The organism is Methylobacterium sp. UNC378MF (assembly GCF_900103195.1).
GTDB lineage: Bacteria > Pseudomonadota > Alphaproteobacteria > Rhizobiales > Beijerinckiaceae > Methylobacterium.
On sequence record NZ_FMWU01000013.1, the window covers coordinates 1 to 18,684 of the forward strand.

Genomic DNA, 18,684 nt, shown 5'->3' on the forward strand with positions numbered 1-18,684 from the left:
GCCGGCCGGAACAAGGCCGGGTCGATGACCAGATGGTCGTCGATGTTGAGCCCGACATGCTTGAACGCGATCGCGCACATGTCCCGCACCGTCGTGGTCCGGCCGGTGGCGATCACATAATCGTCCGGGCGGTCCTGCTGCAGCATCAACCACATCGCCTTCACGTAGTCGCGGGCGTGGCCCCAGTCGCGCTTGGCGTCGATGTTGCCCAGCCGCAGCTCCTTCTGCTGGCCCAGCTTGATCCGCGCCACCGCGTCCGTGACCTTGCGGGTGACGAACTCGACGCCGCGCAGCGGGCTCTCGTGGTTGAACAGGATCCCGTTCGACGCGTGCAGCCCGAAGCTCTCACGGTAGTTGATGGTCATCCAGTGCGCGTAGAGCTTGGCCACGCCGTAGGGCGAGCGCGGGTAGAACGGCGTCGACTCGCTCTGCTTGGCCTCCTGGATCAGGCCGAACATCTCCGAGGTCGAGGCCTGGTAGTAGCGCGCCTGAGGGGCGGCCGAGCGCAGGCATTCCAGCATGTGCGCGGCGCCCAAGCCCGTCACCTGCCCGGTGAGCAGCGGCTGCTGCCAGGACGAGGTGACGAAGGACTGGGCGGCGAGATTGTAGATCTCGTCGGGCTTGGCGGCCTGGACGATGCGCAGCAGGGCGGATTGGTCGAGCAGGTTGCCGTCGACCAGCTCGACATCGTCGAGGATGCCGAGCCACTTCAGCCGGTGATCGAACACGCCGGCATGGCTGGAGCGGCGCACGATGCCGGTGACGGCGTAGCCCTTCTGCAGGAGCAGCTGCGCCAGATACGCACCGTCCTGGCCCGTCACACCCGTGATCAGCGCTCGCTTGGCCGTCATGAACCCGTCCCGTTCCGAAGATGCCCGGCTGCTACGACCGCGGCGGCCTACGCGTCAAGGCGAGGTCTCAACATCAGTATTGTCGCAAGGGTCCGAGGAGCGATTCCTACATCACCAGACTAGCGCTACAGCGGCACGAGCCTCCGCAGAAGAAGCGCCGCACGGCTAAGGTCGCGCGAGCCAGTCTGTCACGCCCATGACTGAGCGGAATTCCTCCATCGCATGAACGCGCGCCTCCGGAAGCGCAACCCGCGCCATGGTGGCGAGGGCATGGCCGGGCCCGAGTTCGAGCACGCGATCGGCGCCGTATTCCCGACAGGCCTCCAGGCAGGCTGCCCAGTCGATCGTCCGCGAGATCTGCAGGGCCAGCTTCTCCCGTCCCTCCACGTCGCGGAACACCGCGGCACCGTCCAGGCCGCTGAGGAGCCGCGGCGCGCTTGGCGGCGGGCGGCGCGGCGGCGCGGCGGCGAGCGCCTCCCGAAAAGCCGCCGTCGCGGCGTTCAGCAGGGGCGTGTGTGAAGGCGTGCGGACGGGAAGGATCACGGCTCGCTGCGCGCCCGAGCCGGCTGCCTCCCGGCACAGCGCCTCGAGGGATCCAAGCCGGCCGCCGACGACGCCGCTATCGGCCGCGTTGCGGATGGCGAGATGGCAATTGTGCCGGGCGGCGAGGCCTTCGAGCGCGTCGAGCCTCAGGCCCCGCACGCCCGCGAGCCCGAACCCCGCGCCGGAGGCGGCATCCATGGCCTCCGCGCGTCGGGCGGCCAGAGCAAGCACGTCTGCGAAGTCGAGGCGTCCAGCAACGCCCCATGCCGCGAGATCGCCGATGCTGTAGCCGGCCACGATCATGCGGTCGGATGGCCCTCCACCGAGCGCGCGCCACGCCGTCAGGGCGGAGACGCAGCACAGGATCTGGCCCGTGCGATTCGCATGGAGGTCGCCGCCGCCCTTTCGGGCCAGATCGCGCGGGTCAGCACCGTCGAGAAGCGGCCTGGCGGCGGCGAATACGTCCTGGGCTGCCGGGTGATCGGCCGTAAAGTCGAACATCGCGGGATGCTGGCCGCCTTGGCCGGAGAGGAGGAGCGCCAGAGTCATGCGGGCCTGCGGGCGCGCAGTCCGGCGACGGGTCTCAGGGCCAGCCGATCCAGGCTCTTGGCGAGCACCGATCCATCCACCGGTGCGTCGCGCAGCTCGCGCCAGTGCAGACCGGCGCCGTCCGGCACCAGGATCTCCCCGTCGATGCCCATCGGCGCCGTCTCCGCCGCGGCGGCGATTCCGTCGAGCAGGCTCAGCGGCACCGGCAGTCGGCAACGCCAGAGCACATCGAGGTCGGAGGTTGCGCTCAGGTAGGTCAGGCCCGTGACGGCCTGCCAAAGGAGGCTGCCGAAGGGCCGCGGCACGATCTCGTGCCGCTGGCCGAGCGCCGTCAGCGTCGCAAGGGTCGAGCCCCATGGAATCGGTGCCTGAGCGGCTGCGTCGGCGAGGCTGACCATGGGCGCGCGAGACAGCGCAGTCGGGGGCAACGAGAGCCCAATCCGTCGCTTGCCGTCCGCGGGCGGCAGCGGCAGGCCGAGCGGAACCGCGTCGCCCCCCTCCCCCGGGGCCCGCCGGCGAACGATCACGGGTCGGCCGGCCTCGGCCCATCCCTTCAGGTGCGGGACATCGCGTAGATCGGATCGGTTCGCCAGACAGGCCGTCCATGCCGCTGGGTCGACGTGAACGAGGTCGTGGCGTTGAAAGGTCTCAGCCAAGGCGGGCCTGATCGGCGATCGCGGCCGCGATGGCGCGCGCCACCGGGCGGCCGCCCCGCTCCTCGCCGAGCCGGTCCCGTACATCACCCGCGCTCATCCCGTCGATCAGCGCGCGGATCTGCGCTTCCAGGGAGAGGTTTGGCTCCAGAACGACGTGGACCGCGCCGGTCGCCACCATGTTGTCGAGTCCTGGCGCGAAGACGGGCGTCGACTTCGCCATGTCCTTCAGCTTGTCGAGGGGCAGCTTGGTCACACGGGCGACGGACGGCAGATCCATCACGCTCGGATGCGCCCCAGGCAAAGCCGCCAGGACTCGCGTGGCGAGCGCCGTAGCGATGAAGGCGCCCGCGGCCGAGTGACCGTAGATCAGCCCGATCGTCGGGTGGCCGGAGCGGTCGGCCAGGAGGATCGCCTTGGCGAGATGCGCGAGGCATTCGTTGAGGCCCAGCAGTTCGTCGCGGCGGCTCATGCGCTGGCTGTCGGAATCCACCGCCACGAGGATCGGCGCGCGGTCGCTAGCCCGCACGGCGTCGAGCACGACGCGCGAAAGGACGAGCGCCCCGTCGACGCCGAGGGGCGTGTCGCCGTCGACGCCCACCACGTGCATCTGGCCGCCCGCGAAGGGACCGGTGCCGGTCACGAGGCCGTCGCGCACCGCGACCGCGTGGCCCTGCGGGAACAGGGAGGCGAGGATCTCAGCGAGCGTCATGATCGGCCTCCGGGCTGCGGGCCACGGTCTCGTCGAAGGCCCCCGTGTCCATGGCCGGCACGGATTCGGGATCGTTCACGCCGAGGCGCGCCCAGACATCGGCGGCGTCGCGGCAGTCTCCGAACTGGTCGATCCGGGCTTCCAGGCGCGCCTGCTCGGCCTCCAGAGTCTGCAGGTCGAAGGCCGGCGCGCGCCCGACGAGAGCGAGGGCGGCCTTGCGGAAGGCCGAGACTGTGTCGGCGCAGAAGGCGTCGGCGCCCCCGGTGAGGCGGCGGTGCTTGCCGCCCATGGTCCGCCAGACCAATGCCCGGTCGCGGGAATCGAACTCCTCCGCGCCCTTGTTGGTCTCAATCACTTCAGGCCCGGACACCGAGATGCGGCCGCCCTCCGACACGGCGAGCCGCGAGCAGGTACCGGCAATCAGGCCGCCGCCTCCGTAGCAGCCGGCCCGGCCGCCGATCAGCCCGATGACCGGGATGCCGGCCGCGCGGGCGTCGACGATGGCGCGCATGGTCTCGGCGATGGCCGTCTCCCCGGCATTGGCCTCCTGCAGGCGGACGCCACCGGTGTCGAACAGGATCAGCACCGCCTTCGGCTTCAGCTCGAGGGCCGCCCGCAGCAGGCCGACCAGCTTGGCCCCGTGGACCTCGCCGAAGGCGCCGCCCATGAAGCGCCCCTCCTGGGCAGCGATCAGGATCGGGGCACCGTCGAGCCGCGCGCGGCCGACGACGATGCCGTCGTCGAAGGCGCGGGGCAGATCGAAGAGCGGCAGGTGCGGGCTCATGCGCCGCTCCGTCGGCGGCAGGAACTCGCGGAAGCTTCCCGGATCGGTGAGCGCAAGCACGCGCTGGCGGGCGGTGGCCTCGTACCAACTCAGGCTGTCCGGATCGATGCTCGCGGCGCGGTTGCCAGCCATGGTCAGGCCTCCATCAGCCGCGCGCCCTGGAGCAGGCGCAGCGACACGGTGTCGGGGCGGGCGCCGCCGTCATTGATGCTGATGCGAAGACCCCCGGGCTGCGCCCGGGCGACGAAATCGGCCACCACCGCCTCCCAAACGTCGCCGTAGCCGGCGATCGGGGTTTCGATGGCCACCTCGCAGGCATCCGGCGGCAGAACCCGCTCGAGCAAGATCTCGAGGTTGCCGGACGCCACGACGCCGGTGATCGCGTGCGGCACCGAGCCGGCCAGCGGCTTCTTGGTGGTGTGGCGGAAGGTCAGAGTTTCCATCGCCGGCTCCTTGAGAGAGGACCCTTCATCGCGCGCCGCTCACCAGTTCCGGAACCGGGCCGGCGGCTCGTAGAGCCCGCCGGACCAATGCACGAGATCCTTGATCGACTTCGCCGCGAGCAGCGCGCGGTCGGCGTCCAGAGGCTCGATGCCGAGATCCTCTGGGCGACGGATGACGCCCCGGGCGCGCAGCTCCTCGACCTTCGCCCGGTCGCGGCCGCGACCGACCTCGGTGTAGCCGGCCACGCCCCGGATCGCCTGCTCGCGCTCGTCGGCGTCCCGGCAGAGCAGCAGATTCGCGATGCCCTCCTCGGTGACGATGTGGGTCACGTCGTCGGCGTAGATCATGACCGGCGCCAGCTCGAGACCGATGGACTTCGCCAGCTCGAGAGCGTCGAGCTTCTCCACGAAAGTCGGAACCAGCTTTTCGCCGAAGGTTTCGACCAGCTGCACCACGAGCTTGCGCCCGCGCATCAGCGCGGGATCGCCGACGATCTGGCCCTCTCGGCCGGCCTTCATCCAGGCATCGGAAGGATGGCGGCGGCCGTGAGGGTCCGAGCCCATGTTCGGCGCCCCGCCGAACCCCGCCACCCGTGACTGGGTTATGGTCGAGGAATGGCCCATCAGGTCGATCTGAAGCGTCGCGCCGATGAACATGTCGCAGGCGTAGAGGCCGGCGGTCTGGCAGAAGGCCCGGTTCGAGCGCAGGCTCCCGTCCGCGCCGGTGAAGAAGATGTCGGTCCGCTCGCGGATGTAGCGGTCCATCCCGACTTCCGAGCCGAAGCAGTGGATCTGCTTGACCCAGCCGGATTCGATTGCCGGGATCAGGGTCGGGTGCGGGTTGAGCGCCCAGTGGGTGGCGATTTTCCCCTTGAGGCCGAGTTTCTCGCCGTAGGTCGGCAGCAGCAGCTCGATCGCCGCCGTCCCGAACCCGATGCCGTGGTTAAGCCGCTTGACGCCGTACTCGGCGTAGATCCCCTTGATCGCCATCATGGCGATCAGGATCTGCGTCTCGGTCATCGCAGCCGGATCGCGGGTGAAGAGCGGCTCCACATAGAACGGCTTGTCGGCCTCGACCACGAAGTCGATCCGGTCGCCCGGGATGTCGACCCGCGGGACGGTATCGACAATCGCGTTGACCTGCGCGACCACGACGCCGTTCTTGAAGGCGGTCGCCTCCACGACGGTCGGCGTGTCCTCGGTATTCGGCCCCGTATACAAGTTGCCGTCGCGGTCGGCGGAGACGCCCGCGATCAGAGCCACGTTGGGCGTCAGGTCGACGAAGTAGCGGGCGAACAGCTCCAGGTAGGTATGGACGGCCCCGAGCTCGATCTGGCCGCCATAGAGCATTTTGGCTATGCGGGCGCCCTGCGGACCGGAATACGAGTAGTCGAGCCGCTTCGCGATCCCCGTCTCGAACACGTCGAGATGCTCGGGCAGCACGATCCCCGACTGGACCATGTGCAGGTCGTGGATCTTGTCGGGGTCGCAGGCGCTCAGGCCGCGGGCAAGGCAGTCGGCCTGCTTCTGGTTGTCACCCTCGAGGCAGACACGATCACCGGGCTGCAGGATCGCTTCCAGCAGATCTACGACGGCCGCAGCCGGCACGACCTTGCCATCCGCATGGGCGCGCCCCGCCGCGATGCGCGCGTCGCGCGCCTTCCCCTCACCGCGCCACTCGCCCATCCGCGTGCTCCCATCGGTGTACCAAACGATACATAGCGGCCAAACCGGTATTTTTAAACCGGCCTCACCCGGTAAATCGCATACGTAATCACCGTCCAGTCAGCGTCTTGCATACTTAAGGCGCCATCCAGCAGGCCAACCGGGAAGGAGGCCCTCCATCCGGCTTGCGTCCCTACGGCCGCTGAATGGGTTCGGAGAAGACGCCCCCATGAAGGGGCAACGCCGATGATCGCCCACAGTGTCGCCCTGCTCGCCGACTGCACGCGTATGGGCCTCTATCTCGGTGATCTTCTCGGCCCCGCTCTGCACGTAAAGGCCTAAGTCGGCGGCATCGTCATCGCCATGATCCTGCTCATCGCTGCGGCCGGCTCCCTGGTCCTGTGCTTGGGTGCTGTCGCCCTGGTCAGCCGGACTGGCCGGTGCGATCCAGGCATCGGCGCCGTGGAGCACGGCGGCTCCGCGTGATCGGCGGCGGCGCCGAGCCCGCTGCCAGGACGGGCTGAACGCCCTGGGACACGACATCGGGCACGGAGTCGAGCACGTCTTCGTTGAGCAGAGTCTCATGGCCGCCTTCGCGGTGGTCGGTGCGCTGATCCTCGTCTCGAACTTAACCGCCAAGCATCTCACCAACGGCCGCGTCCACGGCTCCACCATCCTGATCGTGCTTGGGCTGGTGCTCGTTTATGTCGGCGGGCCTTACACGGGCGGGAGGAAGGGCCTCGCCGAATGGGCACGGTCAGCCGGGCTGCGGGCGGCCTCGCGGCGACCGATCCGAAACTCGTCCCCTGCGGCGCGCTGACGGTGCGGTCCCTGATCGGCAGACGCGGCAGCATTCCGGCGCGCCGGTCGAAATGCGGATTCGTGCCCGCCGATTAGGGTATGGTTGCGCCTCGTCTTCCCGAGGACTGGCAGGCGCCGCTCACGGGATGATTGAGGAACGGCGGATGCACGGGGACTTTCAGAAGATCGACAGCGGGCTGCTCTCGGACCGGATCCGCGACGCGCTCACCGACGCCATCGCGTCGGGGACGATCGCGGCCGGCACGGCACTCGACGAGCAGAACCTGGCCGATCGCTACGGCGCGTCGCGCACGCCCGTCCGGGAGGCGCTGCGTCAGCTCGCGGCCTCGGGGCTCGTGGAGATGCGGCCCCGCCGGGGCGTGGTGGTGGCGCGCCTGACGCCGCAGCGGATCGCCGACATGTTCGAGACCACCGCCGAGATAGAGGCGATGTGCGCCCGGCTCGCCACCTACCGGATGACGCCCCTGGAACGGGGGCAGCTCATGGAACTCCACGAGGCATCCGCCGCGTCGGTCGAGGCGGGCGATGTCGACGCCTACGACCGGTTCAACCGCGTCTTCCACGAGGCGCTCTACACCGCGACCCATAACGGATTCATGGCGGAGCAGGCGCTGGCGATCCGCGAGCGTCTCGCTGCCTTCCGGCGCACCCAGCTGCGCCACGCCGACCGGATCCGCCGCTCCCGGGAGGAGCACGGTGAAATCCTGTCGGCGATCGCGGAAGGCGACGGCGAAACGGCCGCCCGGCGCATGCGCGCCCACATGCTCCGGGCAGCCGCGGCGCTGGGGCGCTACATCGCCGGGATGGAGTGAGGCGTCGGCGTGGGCCGCGCTGAGGACTTCCGCGCGGCCGCCCGGCCCGCACCTTGGGCGGAGCTGCGCGACGGCCGCGCACCGTCAACAGCATGGCGTCCTCGGCCTCGATGCGGCCGGGAACGACGGGCATTGCGGCTGCGGTCCATTCAGACACGGCTCGCCCAAGACTACCTCCGAGCGGCCGCTTCAACGGCCGCGCGTCTCCACCCGCATCTGCACGCCGGGCATCAGGTCCTCGGCGCCGACGCGCTCAGCGCGTCGGCGAGCCTCCCGATATGCTCGGCGGCCCGACCGATCCCGAACGCCGCCCGCTCGGCATCCTCCGCCCGCCCCCGCTCCGCAGTCTCGGCGGCGGCGCGCAGCTCCGCGACGTTGCCTTCCAGCGCCGCGATCCGCGAGCGCAGCTCCGCGAGCTCGTCGGCGATGGTCAGCGCCGCCATGACCTGCAGGCGCATGTCGCCGATCTCGCCGAAGCTCTTGCGCATCTCGGCGATGCGCCCGTCGAGGGTCGCGGCGAGCCCGGTGAGGTGCGCCTCCTCCCCCGCGCCGCACGCCATACGGTAGCTGCGGCCGTCGATGGTCACGTTGATCTGCGGCAAGGGTGGCTCCGCTGGGCTCAGACGCGTCCGAGGACATCCTGGACGGACTCGATCGCACGGTCGAGCCGGTGGCCGACCTCCCCGGTGGCCGCCGTGACCGTGGCGAGCCGGGCGCTCGCCGCATCGAGGGCTGCGGCGAGGCGAGCTCGATCCTCATCCATGAGGGCGAGTTCCGCATCCCGGTCGTCGGGCTCGGCGTCGGCGTCGAGGCGATGCTGGACGACGGCATCGAGGCGGTTGATCGCCGCTTCGAGCCGGCTGAGCGCGTCGTCGATGGAACGGGTCTCGGTCTCGTCGGCCATGGGTCTTCGTCTACCTCGACCTGAAGCTTTCCGCCGAATGCAGGCGAAATTCCAGCGCGAAATCGCGAACGATCCCCGCTCCGGCCGTTCACCGAATGGATCGTCGCGATCCTTGCTTATTGGTCGGTGGAACGAAGGTCTTTGTCATGGCGATGCGTTTGACAGGTCGAGGCGCCATGCTAGACAGCCGCGCGATCCCGAAGAGGGACCGCGCGAGACATGCCGGAGGGCCGGTCCGCGACAGTTCCGAGGCCTCAGCCGGCACCGTCCGATCCGACGGTCACGGGCGTCGAAGCCCGGCCTCTCCCGGTCCGGTTCATCGCAGGTTCAAATCCGCCCGCCCAGATCCGCCCGGCCCGGCCTGGACGGTATGACGGGCCGCCGAGACCGCTCTGCGGACCGATTCCAGGTCCGGCGCGCGGCGAGCCGCATCAGGAAGGAGTCACGCCGTGACGAAGGTTGCCATCAACGGGTTCGGACGCATCGGCCGCAACGTCCTGCGCGCAATCGCCGAGGCGGGGCGCAACGACATCGAGGTCGTGGCGATCAACGATCTCGGCCCGGTGGAGACCAACGCCCACCTGCTCCGCTTCGACTCCGTGCACGGTCGCTTCCCCGGCGAGGTCGCGGTCGACGGCGAGTTCCTGGTGGTGAACGGCAAGCGCATCAAGGTCACGGCCGTGCGCAACCCGGCGGAGCTGCCCCATCGCGACCTCGGCGTCGATATCGCGCTCGAATGCACCGGCATCTTCACCTCGAAGGACAAGGCGAAGGCCCATCTCGACGCCGGCGCCAAGCGCGTCCTCGTCTCGGCCCCGGCCGATGGCGCCGACCTGACGGTGGTCTACGGCGTGAATCACGACAAGCTGTCGAGCGAGCACCTTGTGGTCTCGAACGCGTCCTGCACCACGAACTGCCTCGCCCCGGTGGCGAAGGTGCTGGACGAGGCCGTCGGCATCGAGCGCGGCTTCATGACCACGATCCACTCCTACACAAACGACCAGCCGTCGCTGGATCAGATGCACAAGGATCTCTACCGGGCCCGCGCCGCGGCGCTCTCGATGATCCCGACCTCGACCGGTGCCGCGAAGGCGGTCGGCCTCGTGCTGCCGGAGCTCAAGGGCAAGCTCGACGGCACCGCGATCCGCGTGCCGACCCCGAACGTCTCGGCAGTCGACCTCGTCTTCACGGCCAAGCGCGCCACCACGGTCCAGGAAATCAACGACGCCATCAAGGCCGCCGCGGCCGGCCCGCTCAAGGGCGTCCTCGGCGTCACCGACCGGCCGAACGTCTCGATCGACTTCAACCACGATCCGCATTCCTCGACCTTCCACCTCGACCAGACCAAGGTCATGGACGGCGTGCTGGTGCGCATCCTGACGTGGTACGACAACGAGTGGGGCTTCTCGAACCGCATGGCCGACACCGCCGTGGCGATGGCCAAGCTCATCTGAGCCGGACTGCAGCGGTCGCCGCCTCCTGAGAGGTCGGCGGCCGCACCACTCTTCGGACGGCCTATCTTCGAACCAGGGACTCTCCAGGGATGACCGACGCTTCGCAGGGCACGTCGAGCGGACTGGCTGCCGCGCCGCCCACCCCCAGGCCGGCTCCGCCGCCGCCCACCACACCCGCCGTGGCACCGACCGCCGCCTCCGCGGTCCCGTCGCACGCGCTCCCGGCAAACCAGCTCTTCGACCAGCTCGCGCGAATCGAGGACAAGTGCTCGCGCATCGAGGACAAGTACGCCCGCTCCGAGGCGCTGCTGTCCCGGGTCGAGGACAAGGTCGAGAACGCCGCGAACCGGATGAACGAATCCGCGCGCCAGTCCGACCTCGCGGCGCTCCGGACGGAGATGCGCGGCCTCGCCGAGCGCACCCGGCGCCTGCCCGGGACCGGCGCCCTCGTCCTCACCGCCGTCATCACGGCTATCCTGACGGTGGTTCTGATGGTCGCCGTCCAGCGGCTCAATCTCGACCGCCTGCTGCCGCAGCGGGCTACCATCGGCACCACCGCTCAGTAACCGCCCTCACCTCGCACAGGACCGCACCAGACCGCATGAGCGCCTTCCGCACCCTCGACGACGCCGGCTCCCTCACGGGCAAGCGGGTCCTCATGCGCGTCGACCTGAACGTGCCCATGGAGAACGGCCGGGTGACCGACGCGACCCGGATCGAGCGCGTCGCGCCGACGATCCGTGAAGTCGCCGCGCAGGGCGCCAAGGTGATCCTTCTCGCCCATTTCGGCCGACCGAAGGGCAAGCGCGAGCCGAAGGACTCGCTGGAGCCAGTGGTTCCGGCGCTGAGCGCCGCCCTCGGGCGCGACGTCGCCTTCGCGGCGGACTGCGTCGGCGACGCGGCCGCGGAGGCCGTCGCGGCCCTGAAGGACGGCGACGTCCTCCTCCTCGAAAACACCCGCTACCATCCGGGCGAGGAGAAGAACGATGCGGCCTTCGCAGACGCCCTGGCGGCGAACGGTGATGTCTACGTCAACGAGGCCTTCTCGGCGGCCCACCGCGCCCACGCGTCCACCGAGGGTCTGGCGCACCGGCTGCCGGCCTATGCCGGCCGCGAGATGCAGGCCGAACTCGACGCGCTGACCAAGGGCCTGGAATCGCCGCAGCGCCCGGTGATCGCGCTGGTCGGCGGCGCCAAGGTCTCCTCCAAGATCGATCTCCTGGAGAACCTCGTCGCCAAGGTCGACATGCTGGTTATCGGCGGCGGCATGGCCAACACCTTCCTGCACGCGCAGGGCAAGGGGATCGGCAAGTCCCTCTGCGAGAAGGATCTCGCCGGGACCGCCACGCGGATCCTGGCGGCGGCCGAGAAGGCCGGCTGCCGGATCATCCTACCGGTCGACGCGATCGCCGCGACCGAGTTCAAGGCGCAGGCCCCCCACGAGACCGTGCCGGTGGATGCCGTGCCGGACGCGAGCATGATCCTTGATGCCGGACCGCGCTCGGTCGCCGAGATCAACGCGGCCATCGACGGGGCCAAAACCCTCGTTTGGAACGGCCCGCTGGGCGCCTTCGAGCTCGCCCCGTTCGACGCCGCCACCGTGGCCGCCGCCAAGCACGCTGCCGCGCGGACGAAGGACGGCCAGCTCGTCTCGGTAGCGGGCGGTGGCGACACCGTGGCCGCGCTCAACCATGCCGGGGTGGCGCAGGACTTCACCTACGTCTCGACAGCCGGCGGCGCCTTCCTCGAGTGGCTCGAGGGCAAGGCCCTCCCGGGCGTCGAGGCGCTGCGGGCGAAGGGCTGAGACGGCCGCTTTGCTCTCCTCCCCCGGCGGCATGGCCCTATCTATATTGCCGGCCGTCTTCAGCCGGGAGCCGGGTCGATGGGGCACGACGTGGAGAACGCGAGATTCGAGATCCTGAAGGGCATTCAGACGATCCTTGCAGATCCGAGGGCGAAGACGGCGGCGCGCTTCGATAGACTTGAGGCACGGACCGATCGCCCCGATCTCGGCACGCGCAACGATCGCAGGAACGCGGCGGGAATGCTCGTGACGATGCGGGCCAGAGCGGGCGACTTCGACGCGCGGGTTAGCGGGCCGGACCGGCTGAGGATCATCCGCCGAAAGAATGCCCTGCGCCGTGTGGGAGATTGACCGAAAGCAAGGCACTCGGCAGAGCGACACGATACAGCTCAGCTGAGGGCCTGACGGCACCTCCGGCGATCGGGCGGACGACCAAACGGGAAACGGGAAGACACGCACGATGGCACGCATCACCCTCCGGCAGCTCCTCGATCACGCCGCTGAATACGAGTACGGCGTGCCCGCCTTCAACCTGAACAACATGGAGCAGGGGCTCGCCATCATGGCGGCGGCCGACGCCGCCGACGCGCCGGTGATCCTCCAGGCGAGTCGCGGCGCCCGCGCCTACGCGAACGACGTCGTGCTGGCCAAGCTGATCGACGGCCTTGTCGAGATCTACCCGCACATCCCGGTCTGCATGCATCTCGACCACGGTAACAACGAAGCGACCTGCGCCACCGCCATCCAGTACGGCTTCACCTCCGTGATGATGGACGGCTCGCTGAAGGCCGATGGCAAGACCCCGGCCGACTACAATTACAACGTCGAGATCACGCGCAACGTCACCAAGATGGCCCACTGGGCCGGCGTCTCGGTCGAGGGCGAACTGGGCGTGCTCGGGTCCCTGGAGAGCGGCCAGGGCGAGGCCGAGGACGGCCACGGCGCCGAGGGCACGCTGAGCCACGACCAGCTCCTCACCGATCCGGACGAGGCGGTGAAGTTCGTCGAGGCCACGAAGGTCGATGCGCTGGCGGTGGCCATGGGTACCAGCCACGGCGCCTACAAGTTCACCCGCAAGCCCGACGGTGAGGTGCTGGCGATGAACGTGATCGAGGAGATCCACCGCCGCCTGCCGACGACCCACCTCGTCATGCACGGCTCCTCGTCGGTGCCGCAGGACCTGCAGGACATCATCAACCGGTACGGCGGTCAGATGAAGCCGACCTGGGGCGTCCCGGTCGAGGAGATCCAGCGCGGCATCAAGCACGGCGTGCGCAAGATCAACATCGACACCGACAACCGCATGGCGATGACCGGCCAGATCCGGAAGGTGCTCACCGAGAACCCTTCGGAATTCGACCCGCGCAAGTATCTGAAGCCCGCCATGGAAGCGATGACGAAGCTCTGCAAGCAGCGCTTCGAGGAGTTCAACACCGCCGGCAAGGGCTCGAAGATCCGGCCGATCTCCGTCGCCGAGATGGCGAAGCGCTACGCCAGCGGCTCTCTCGATCCGAAGATCGGCGCGCGATAGAACGCGGGTTGTCAACTTCGATGAGCAACATCGCCCGTCTCGCCCTGCTCGGGCCACACGGCCTCGAGGCGGATGGCATCGCGGATTTCGTGGCAGCCTTGAAGGCCGCCTGCGAAGCCGGCGAAGTCGCCGCCGTGATCCTGCGCCTTGCGGCCACCGACGAGCGCGCGCTGACGGCGCGCGTCAAGTTGGTAGCTCCGGTTGCCCAGGAACACGGTGCAGCCCTGGTCGTGGCTTGCCCGGGCTTCTTGGGTGACCTCGCGACCGTGGCGGTCCGCGGCGGTGCCGACGGCATCCACGTCGACAAGCCCCGCGATCTGAAGGATTTGCGCGGCCAGCTGCGGGATGGGCGTATTCTCGGCGCCGGAGGCCTGGAGACCAAGCACGCCGCCATGGAGGCCGGAGAGGTCGGGGTCGATTACCTGATGTTCGGTGGCCTCTACCCGGACGGCGTGGCGCCCGACGCGGAGACCGTGCGCGCCCGTGCCTCCTGGTGGGCCGAGATCTTCGAGACGCCCTGCGTGGCGGTCGCGGCCGCCGCAGAGGAGATTGCGCCGCTCGGCGCAACCGGTGCGGAGTTCGTCGGATTGGAGAGCGGCTTGTGGCTGCCGGATCCGGGCGCCGTCGCAAGGGCTCAGCAGGCTGTTCGGGAGGCGGCCGCGTGAGGCGCCGTATCGCGCACCACGTTGTGGCTTTCGTCGGAGCCACCGTGTTGGCCCTGCCAGCCTGGGCTGCTTCTGGGCCGGCCGACCCGGCCGGAACGCCGCCCCCCGGGTCGATCGGCTCGACGGCGCAGACCGGCAAGAAGCCGATGCCGGAACTGCCGAGCCCGTACACGCCGAACTACACGCGGGGCGCCGTGCCGCCGCCGGGCAGCCAGCCGCCGGACCTCGCCTACGGAGCCTATCAAAGGGGCCAGTACGTCACCGCCTTCCGAGAGGCGACCAAGCGCATCGAGGCGAATCCGAAGGATGCCGCCGCCATGACGCTGCTCGGGGAATTGTACAATCAGGGCCTCGGCGTGAAGCAGGATCCGGTGAAGGCGGCCGACTGGTACCGCCTGGCCGCAGCGCAGAACGACGCGTCGGCCATGGCGTCCCTCGGGCTGATGGCCCTCGACGGCCGCGGCATGCCGAAGGATCCGAAGGCTGGGCGTCGCTGGCTGGAACAGGCGACTTCCCACGGCTCGCCGACCGCCGCCTACAATCTCGGCCTGATCCTGATCGGTACCGGAGCCACCGCCGACGAGGCAGCGGCCGCCACGCAGTTCCGCAAGGCGGCCGAGGCCGAGATCGGCCCCGCTCAGCACGATCTGGGCGTGCTCTACCTGCAGGGCCGCGGCCTGCCGAAGGACCCGTCCAAGGCTGCGGCCTGGTTCCGGCGCGGAGCCGATAATGGCGATCTCGCCAGCGAGGTGGAATACGCGATCCTGCTGTTCAATGGCACCGGCGTTACGAAGGACGAGCGCGCGGCCGCCCGCTACTTCCTGCACGCGGCATCGCGCGGCAACGCCATCGCGCAGAACCGCGTCGCGCGGCTCTACGCGGTCGGCCGCGGCGTAGCCAAGAACCCCGTGGAGGCCGCGGCCTGGAATCTCGCTGCGGCCGGACAGGGCTTGTCCGATGCTTGGCTGGACCAGACTCTGTCCGGCCTCTCTGCCGACGAGCGCACACGCGCCGAGCGACTTGCCAACGAGCGGATCGAGCAGCGCTGAGCCGCTATCCCTCGGCCTTCGACCAGTCGACGCCGGCCTCGAGATGCGGCAGCAGGACGACGCTCTCCTGCTCGTTCGGGTCTGTCCGGGCAATCACCGCGGTGACCGGCTCGGTCTGGCTCCGATTGTAGGGCAGATGCGGTACGTCGGCGGCGATGTAGACGAACTCGCCGGCCCCCGCGATCGCGTGGTTCTCCAGACGCTCACCCCAGAAGCAGCCCGACACGCCAGACAGCACGTAGATCGCCGTCTCGTGGGATTCGTGCTTGTGGGCGTGGGCACGCTCGCCGGGGGGGATCTCCAGGAGCTGCATGTGCAGCGCCTTCGCGCCCACAGCTTCGGCAGAGACCGCCGGACGATAGATGTGCCCCTGCTTGCCCCGGAACGGTGCACTCTCGTGCACCACCCGGAACCCCTGTGTCTCCGTGTCGGATCCGGAACTCATGAACCTTCCTCCACTCTGAAGGCGGAATCGACTGGGATCTGCATGCCGTTGACCAGCGCGTTGGTCTGGTTGGCCATCCCGACCACGGCCAGGAACTCGCCGTGCTGCTCTGCCGTCAAGCCCTTGGCTCGCGCCGCCGCGGTGTGGGAATGGATGCAGTACGGACAGCCATTGGCGATCGAGACCGCGATGTAGACCAGCTCCTTGGTCAGGGGATCCAGGCTCCCCGCCCCCATGACGGTCTTCAGCGTCGACCATGTCCGTTCGAGCAATGCCGGATCATTGGCGAGGCCGCGCCAGAAGTTGTTGATGAAGTCGGAGCCGCGGGTCGCCCGGATGTCGGCGAAGACCGCACTTACACGCGGTTCGGCTTCGGCCTCAGCGTCAGACCAGAGCTTCACGGTCGCCATCGCGGCCCCCTCCTCTCAGAGCTTGCATGCCCCCTCGAGCGCCCGATTCTCGGCGTCCGAGAACAGGCGCGAGCGAATATGAAAACGCTTCTCACGCCCGTTTTCCAAGGAGAACATGCCGCCGCGTCCCGGCACGACGTCGAGGATCAGATGCGTGTGCTTCCAGACCTCGAACTGCGACCGGCTGATGAAGAAGTCCGCGCCGCCGACGGTGCCGAGATTGACGTCGCCGTCACCGACGACGAAGTCCCCGACGGGGTAGCACATCGGCGAGGACCCGTCGCAGCAGCCGCCCGACTGGTGAAACATGACCGGCCCGTACTCGCCCCGCAGCTCGTCGATCAGTGCGAGGGCCGCGGGTGTGGCGGTAACCCGCAGGGGCGTTCCGTCGGCGCCGGCCTGCTGCGCGACGTTGTCGTCCAAGGCCTGATCCGAACTCATGTCATCCTCCGCAGTCGTTGTCTGAATATGCGTGGTCACCTGCGGTTTTCCACGGTCGATCGTTCGCACTTCCGCTGACGCCGAAGGGCGTGTTCGCGTCGACGGAGCGCTGTATGCGCCGCCCAAGCGGACCGGACGTGCCCGTCCCGGTCGGTCGGACCGGTGCCGTCTGCTTCGTCCTCATCCTGCTCAGCTCGGCCTGACCGACCGCGGCCGCCGCATGGCTTGTTCTCCGGGCCCAGCCCCGCCGGTCCCTGAGCGTGGAGCACGCGCGCCCTGCCGCTGGGACCCCAACGTCGCGCCTGCCAAGCTCATGGGCTTCGCGGGCCTGGAAACTCCGCTGGACCACATGCCCAGCGTCAGCGTCGATACCGGGCCCGCGGCCTCCAGAGCGCGATCGTCAATGCCCTTTTCCGAAAGGGGCGGCCCGTGTTGAGCACGGCGATCTGGAATCGAAAAAGCCCCGGCCGCAAGGCCGGGGCTGAAGTTGCTTCGGGGGTTAACCCGGAAAGAACCTCAGAAGAATCCGAGCTTCTTGGCCGAGTAGCTGACCAGCATGTTTTTGGTCTGCTGGTAGTGGTCGAGCATCATTTTGTGAGTCTCGCGGCCGATGCCGGACTGCTTGTAGCCGCCGAAGGCCGCATGGGCCGGATAGGCGTGGTAGCAGTTCGTCCAGACCCGGCCGGCCTGGATCGCCCGGCCGAAGCGGTAGGCGCGGGTCCCGTCGCGGGTCCACACGCCGGCGCCGAGGCCGTAGAGCGTGTCGTTCGCGATAGAGAGCGCCTCGGCATCGTCCTTGAAGGTCGTGACCGACAGGACCGGCCCGAAGATCTCCTCCTGGAAGATGCGCATCTTGTTGTGGCCGCGGAACACGGTCGGCTTCACGTAGAAGCCCTCGGCGAACTCGCCGTCCTTGACGTTGCGCTCGCCGCCGGTGAGCAGCTGGGCGCCCTCCTGCCGGCCGATGTCGATGTAGGAGAGGATCTTCTCCATCTGCTCGCCCGAGGCCTGGGCACCGATCATCGTAGCCGGATCCAGCGGCGAACCCTGCGTGATCGCCTCGACGCGCTTCAACGCGCGCTCCATGAATCGGTCGTAGATCGATTCGTGCACGAGCGCGCGGCTCGGGCAGGTGCAGACCTCGCCCTGGTTGAGGGCGAACATCGTGAAGCCCTCGAGGGCCTTGTCGAAGAAGTCGTCGTCCTCGTTCGCGACGTCGGCGAAGAAGATGTTCGGCGACTTGCCGCCGAGCTCCAGCGTCACCGGGATCAGGTTCTGCGACGCGTACTGCATGATGAGGCGGCCCGTGGTCGTCTCACCCGTGAAAGCGATCTTGGCGATCCGCGGCGAGGAGGCGAGCGGCTTGCCGGCCTCGAGGCCGAAGCCGTTGACGATGTTGAGAACGCCCGGCGGCAGCAGGTCGCCGATGATCTCCATCAGCACCAGCACGGAGGCCGGGGTCTGCTCGGCGGGCTTCAGGACCACGCAATTGCCGGCGGCGAGCGCCGGGGCGAGTTTCCACACCGCCATCAGGATCGGGAAGTTCCACGGGATGATCTGGCCGACGACGCCGAGCGGCTCGTGGAAATGGTAGGCGACCGTGTCGTGGTCGATCTCGGAGATCGAGCCCTCCTGCGCCCGCACGCAGCCCGCAAAGTAGCGAAAATGGTCGATGGCCAGCGGGATGTCGGCGTTGGTGGTCTCACGGATCGGCTTGCCGTTGTCCCAGGTCTCGGCGAGCGCGATCAGATCGAGGTTCTCCTCCATCCGGTCGGCCATCTTGAGGAGGATGCGGGCGCGCTCGGCCGGCGCCGTGCGCCCCCAGGCTTCCTTGGCCGCATGGGCGGCGTCGAGCGCCTTCTCGACATCCTGCGCGTCGGAGCGGGCCACCTCGCACACCACCTTACCCGTGATCGGGGAGGTGTTCTCGAAGTAGCGGCCCGCCGCGGGAGCGACCCACTGGCCGCCGATGAAGTTCTCGTAACGGGCCGAGAAGGGCGACTTGACCTTGGCGTCGCCGAGGAATTCCGGCTTGTTCATCGCTGTGTTCCCTCCATAGGCCCCGGCCTCGCGAACCGCGGCTCTTGGGCTTAAGCTGGCGCTCGGGCGACCTGACATTGGGGGCCGCATCCGCTTCCGCTCTGTTC

Annotated in this window: 22 protein-coding genes; 9 read left to right on the top strand and 13 right to left on the bottom strand. The window is 68.9% G+C overall.

The window, feature by feature from the left end; translation table 11 throughout:
- From BLT59_RS14715 to mdcA, 7 genes are all read right to left on the bottom strand, one after another.
- The coding region (locus BLT59_RS14715) for a GDP-mannose 4,6-dehydratase (RefSeq protein ID WP_091781393.1) at positions 1-851 on the bottom strand (851 nt) is incomplete at its 3' end.
- 165 nt (positions 852-1,016) lie between these two features.
- On the bottom strand, positions 1,017-1,943 hold the full coding sequence (locus BLT59_RS14720; protein ID WP_091781395.1) for an acyltransferase domain-containing protein: 927 nt from the start codon (positions 1,941-1,943) through the stop codon (positions 1,017-1,019).
- Positions 1,940-2,599 carry a malonate decarboxylase holo-[acyl-carrier-protein] synthase gene (mdcG, locus tag BLT59_RS14725; RefSeq protein ID WP_091781398.1) on the bottom strand — a complete coding sequence of 220 codons (660 nt, stop codon included), beginning with the start codon at positions 2,597-2,599 and terminating at the stop codon, positions 1,940-1,942. The genes BLT59_RS14720 and mdcG overlap by 4 nt, the downstream gene beginning before the upstream one ends.
- Positions 2,592-3,308 carry a biotin-independent malonate decarboxylase subunit gamma gene (gene mdcE, locus BLT59_RS14730; RefSeq protein WP_091781401.1) on the bottom strand — a complete coding sequence of 239 codons (717 nt, stop codon included), beginning with the start codon at positions 3,306-3,308 and terminating at the stop codon, positions 2,592-2,594. The genes mdcG and mdcE overlap by 8 nt, the downstream gene beginning before the upstream one ends.
- Positions 3,295-4,224, bottom strand: a complete 930-nt coding sequence (locus BLT59_RS14735; protein ID WP_091781404.1) for a biotin-independent malonate decarboxylase subunit beta — start codon at positions 4,222-4,224, stop codon at positions 3,295-3,297. The genes mdcE and BLT59_RS14735 overlap by 14 nt, the downstream gene beginning before the upstream one ends.
- A gap of 2 nt (positions 4,225-4,226) precedes the next feature.
- Positions 4,227-4,535 carry a malonate decarboxylase acyl carrier protein gene (gene mdcC / locus BLT59_RS14740; RefSeq protein WP_091781407.1) on the bottom strand — a complete coding sequence of 103 codons (309 nt, stop codon included), beginning with the start codon at positions 4,533-4,535 and terminating at the stop codon, positions 4,227-4,229.
- Between the two features lie 39 nt (positions 4,536-4,574).
- Complete coding sequence (gene mdcA / locus BLT59_RS14745; protein ID WP_091781410.1) at positions 4,575-6,221, bottom strand: malonate decarboxylase subunit alpha; 1,647 nt, start codon at positions 6,219-6,221, stop codon at positions 4,575-4,577.
- Between the two features lie 562 nt (positions 6,222-6,783).
- Between mdcA and BLT59_RS14755 the strand changes: the two genes are divergently transcribed.
- Positions 6,784-7,020, top strand: a complete 237-nt coding sequence (locus BLT59_RS14755; protein WP_244513994.1) for a hypothetical protein — start codon at positions 6,784-6,786, stop codon at positions 7,018-7,020.
- Between the two features lie 145 nt (positions 7,021-7,165).
- On the top strand, positions 7,166-7,834 hold the full coding sequence (locus BLT59_RS14760) for a GntR family transcriptional regulator (RefSeq protein WP_091781413.1): 669 nt from the start codon (positions 7,166-7,168) through the stop codon (positions 7,832-7,834).
- 230 nt (positions 7,835-8,064) lie between these two features.
- On the opposite strand, the gene BLT59_RS14765 is transcribed toward BLT59_RS14760, so the two are convergent.
- Both BLT59_RS14765 and BLT59_RS14770 read right to left on the bottom strand, forming a co-directional pair.
- Positions 8,065-8,436, bottom strand: coding sequence for a cell division protein ZapA (locus tag BLT59_RS14765; protein ID WP_091781416.1), 372 nt, complete (start codon positions 8,434-8,436; stop codon positions 8,065-8,067).
- 17 nt (positions 8,437-8,453) lie between these two features.
- A complete protein-coding gene (locus BLT59_RS14770; protein ID WP_091781420.1) occupies positions 8,454-8,738 on the bottom strand; it encodes a DUF4164 family protein in 285 nt (94 codons plus the stop codon).
- A 449-nt stretch (positions 8,739-9,187) separates the two neighbouring features.
- On the opposite strand from BLT59_RS14770, the gene gap reads away from it, so the two are divergent.
- The 7 genes from gap to BLT59_RS14805 all read left to right on the top strand — a co-directional run bounded on the left by gap (position 9,188) and on the right by BLT59_RS14805 (position 15,241).
- A complete protein-coding gene (gene gap / locus BLT59_RS14775; RefSeq protein WP_091781424.1) occupies positions 9,188-10,192 on the top strand; it encodes a type I glyceraldehyde-3-phosphate dehydrogenase in 1,005 nt (334 codons plus the stop codon).
- An 89-nt stretch (positions 10,193-10,281) separates the two neighbouring features.
- Positions 10,282-10,758: a hypothetical protein gene (locus BLT59_RS14780; protein ID WP_091781426.1), complete on the top strand. Its 477-nt coding sequence runs from the start codon at positions 10,282-10,284 to the stop codon at positions 10,756-10,758.
- A 35-nt stretch (positions 10,759-10,793) separates the two neighbouring features.
- Positions 10,794-11,996, top strand: a complete 1,203-nt coding sequence (locus BLT59_RS14785; RefSeq protein WP_091781429.1) for a phosphoglycerate kinase — start codon at positions 10,794-10,796, stop codon at positions 11,994-11,996.
- Positions 11,997-12,074: 78 nt separating this feature from the next.
- Positions 12,075-12,347 (top strand): hypothetical protein, encoded by a 273-nt coding sequence (locus BLT59_RS14790; RefSeq protein WP_091781432.1) that lies wholly within the window; start codon positions 12,075-12,077, stop codon positions 12,345-12,347.
- A 109-nt stretch (positions 12,348-12,456) separates the two neighbouring features.
- On the top strand, positions 12,457-13,527 hold the full coding sequence (fba, locus tag BLT59_RS14795) for a class II fructose-bisphosphate aldolase (protein WP_091781435.1): 1,071 nt from the start codon (positions 12,457-12,459) through the stop codon (positions 13,525-13,527).
- Positions 13,528-13,547: 20 nt separating this feature from the next.
- A complete protein-coding gene (locus BLT59_RS14800) occupies positions 13,548-14,192 on the top strand; it encodes a thiamine phosphate synthase (protein WP_091781438.1) in 645 nt (214 codons plus the stop codon).
- The gene (locus BLT59_RS14805; RefSeq protein WP_244513995.1) at positions 14,189-15,241 is read left to right on the top strand and encodes a tetratricopeptide repeat protein; all 1,053 of its coding nucleotides are present in this window, start codon (positions 14,189-14,191) and stop codon (positions 15,239-15,241) included. The genes BLT59_RS14800 and BLT59_RS14805 overlap by 4 nt, the downstream gene beginning before the upstream one ends.
- Before the next feature lie 4 nt (positions 15,242-15,245).
- On the opposite strand, the gene BLT59_RS14810 is transcribed toward BLT59_RS14805, so the two are convergent.
- From BLT59_RS14810 to adh, 4 genes are all read right to left on the bottom strand, one after another.
- Entirely contained in the window at positions 15,246-15,686 is a 441-nt protein-coding gene (locus BLT59_RS14810) for a cupin domain-containing protein (RefSeq protein WP_091781441.1), read from the bottom strand.
- Complete coding sequence (locus BLT59_RS14815; RefSeq protein WP_091781444.1) at positions 15,683-16,096, bottom strand: carboxymuconolactone decarboxylase family protein; 414 nt, start codon at positions 16,094-16,096, stop codon at positions 15,683-15,685. The genes BLT59_RS14810 and BLT59_RS14815 overlap by 4 nt, the downstream gene beginning before the upstream one ends.
- Positions 16,097-16,111: 15 nt before the next feature.
- A complete protein-coding gene (locus BLT59_RS14820) occupies positions 16,112-16,537 on the bottom strand; it encodes a DUF779 domain-containing protein (protein WP_091781447.1) in 426 nt (141 codons plus the stop codon).
- A gap of 516 nt (positions 16,538-17,053) precedes the next feature.
- A complete protein-coding gene (adh, locus tag BLT59_RS14825; protein ID WP_091781450.1) occupies positions 17,054-18,577 on the bottom strand; it encodes an aldehyde dehydrogenase in 1,524 nt (507 codons plus the stop codon).
- Positions 18,578-18,684: the final 107 nt, after the last annotated feature.